Below are 1,729 nucleotides of genomic sequence, written 5' to 3'. Positions count from 1 at the left end.
GAGGCCCTCCTCACCCGCACCCTCGCCGCCGAAGTTTTACGGCACCCCGCGCGCCGACGCCCTCCTCACCACCGGCGGCACCGAAGCCAAACCAGCTGGCCCTGCTCCTGGCCCGCGAACGCCACGGCCCCCGCCTCACCGTCCTGCACAGCGCGAACGCCCACCACTCGGTCCCCCGCGCCGCCTGGCTCCTCGGGCTGCCCCCGGCCACCGCCCTCCCCACCCCCACCGGCACCCAAAACCCCGCCACCCTTGACGCCGCCCTCGCAAAACGCCCCCGGCCCCGTCCTCGTCACCGCCACCGCCGGCACCACCGACGCCGGCCTCATCGACCCCCTCGACGCCCTCGCCGACGTCTGCGAACGCCACCGCGCCGAACTCCACGTCGACGCCGCATACGGCGGGGCCCTCGCCTTCAGCCCCCGCCACCGCGGCAAACTGAACGGCCTCCACCGCGCCCGGTCACTCACCCTCGACCTGCACAAACTCGGCTGGCAACCCGTCGCCGCCGGCCTCCTCGCCGTCCCCGACACCACCCTCCTGGCACCCCTCGCCCACCAGGCCGACTACCTCAACGCCGCCGACGACACCGAAGCCGGCCTGCCCGACCTCCTCGGCCGCTCCGTGCGCACCACCCGCCGCCCCGACGCCTTCAAGATCGCCGCCACCCTCCGCTCCCTCGGCCGCGACGGCCTCGCCCGGCTCATCGACCACACCTGCGCCACAGCCCACCGGCTCGCCGACATCCTCGACGCACACCCCGGCTTCGAACTCCACGCGCACCCCACCATCACCACGGTCCTCTTCCGGCCCACCCCCACCGACGACGACCGCCTCGCCGCCCTGCGCCGCACCCTCCTCCACGACGGCACCGCCGTCCTCGGCCGCGCCACCGCCGACGGCCGGCTCTGGCTCAAGGCGACCCTGCTCAACCCCCACACCACCACGCGGGACCTGGACACCCTCGTCGCCCTCCTGGAAGGCAGCAGCCACCGATGACCGCCCAGCACGATGCACCCCACGACCTCGTCGGAATCGGCATCGGCCCCTTCAACCTCTCCCTCGCCGCCCTCGCCCACGGCCTCCCCCAACAAGGCGCCGACCACCTCGCCACCGCCTTCTACGACCAGCGCCGCGACTTCCGCTGGCACCCCGGCCTCCTCCTCGACGGCGCCACCCTCCAGGTCCCCTTCCTCGCCGACCTCGTCACCCTCGCCGACCCCGCCAGCCCCTGGACCTTCCTCAGCTACCTCAAGCACAAGGAAAGGCTCTACCCCTTCTACTTCGCCGAGCAGTTCCACATCCAGCGCGCCGAATACGACGCCTACTGCCGCTGGGTCGCCGGACGCCTCCCCGGCCTCCACTTCGGCCACCAGGTCGACGCCGTCCGCTGGAACCCCGAACGCGAGCTCTTCGAAGTCGACTACACCCAGCTCGACGCCGACGGAGAAGCCGAAGCCCTCGGCCGCACCTACACCCGCAACCTCGTCCTCGGCATCGGCACCGCCCCCTTCGTCCCCGAACCCCTGCGCCCCCTCGCCGACGCCCCCACCGTCCCCGTCATCCACTCCGCCGACTACCTCGACAACCGCGCCCGCATCCTCGGCGCCGAACACGTCACCGTCATCGGCTCCGGCCAGTCAGGCGCCGAGGTCTTCCTCGACCTGCTCCGCAACCGCCCCGCCGGCCGCGAACGCCTCACCTGGCTCGCCCGCACCCCCTCCTTCGC

1 protein-coding gene and 1 pseudogene are annotated in these 1,729 nt (G+C 73.3%); both read left to right on the top strand.

Annotated elements, in window-relative coordinates; all coding sequences use genetic code 11:
* Positions 1 to 999, top strand: a pseudogene (locus SSNG_RS09090) (aminotransferase class V-fold PLP-dependent enzyme); the annotation flags it as partial.
* On the top strand, positions 996 to 1,729 hold a 734-nt coding region (locus SSNG_RS09085), incomplete at its 3' end, for a SidA/IucD/PvdA family monooxygenase (RefSeq protein ID WP_007263522.1). The pseudogene SSNG_RS09090 and the gene SSNG_RS09085, both read left to right, overlap by 4 nt.

The sequence above is a fragment of the Streptomyces sp. C genome (genome assembly GCF_000158895.1).
GTDB classification, from domain to species: Bacteria; Actinomycetota; Actinomycetes; order Streptomycetales; family Streptomycetaceae; genus Streptomyces; species Streptomyces racemochromogenes.
The sequence above is the reverse complement of the archived record's forward strand: the minus strand, read 5'-3'. Positions and strand labels throughout refer to the sequence as shown.